Source organism: Kitasatospora nipponensis (genome assembly GCF_039528135.1).
GTDB classification, from domain to species: domain Bacteria; phylum Actinomycetota; class Actinomycetes; order Streptomycetales; family Streptomycetaceae; genus Kitasatospora; species Kitasatospora nipponensis.
Genome location: NZ_BAAALF010001196.1, coordinates 1 through 509, shown reverse-complemented (window position 1 = coordinate 509; position 509 = coordinate 1). Strand labels below are relative to the sequence as shown.

Genomic DNA, 509 nt, shown 5'->3' with positions numbered 1-509 from the left:
ATGATGGGCGTGCAGCCGGACGCCCCGCACCACAAGGTGTCCACCATCTCGCGGCTGACCTCCGAGACGCCGTGGGTCGAGCTCGACCACCTCAAGGTCGGCGACAACGACCTGAAGCTGAAGCACACCGGCACGACGGCCTCCACGTTGACCAACAACTCGGGTGGCACCGTGAGTTGGGAGGCCGAGTTCTACGGCACCCCCGCCACGATCACCGTGAACGGGGTCGCGCAGACGCCGCAGACCAAGACGCTGTACGGCAAGACGGTGTCCTACGTGACCGTTCCGGTGGCCGTCGGTGCGTCCGTGACCGCGACCGTCGGCACCGCCGGCGGGAACGAGCAGACTGTCGACCTGAGCGATCTCACCTGGAGCAGCGCCCGGAGCGACTTCGGCACGGTCCAGAAGGACCGGAGCGTCGACTCCAAGCCGATCACGCTCAACGGCACGGCTTACCCCAAGGGCCTTGGCACGCACGCCAACGGCGCGATCACGTACGCGCTGAACGG

At 67.4% G+C, this 509-nt stretch carries 1 protein-coding gene; it reads left to right on the top strand.

Features of this window, described 5'->3' with window-relative positions; all coding sequences use genetic code 11:
• Positions 1-509: NPCBM/NEW2 domain-containing protein (locus tag ABD323_RS45630; protein WP_344447802.1), on the top strand; the 509-nt coding region annotated here is incomplete at both ends.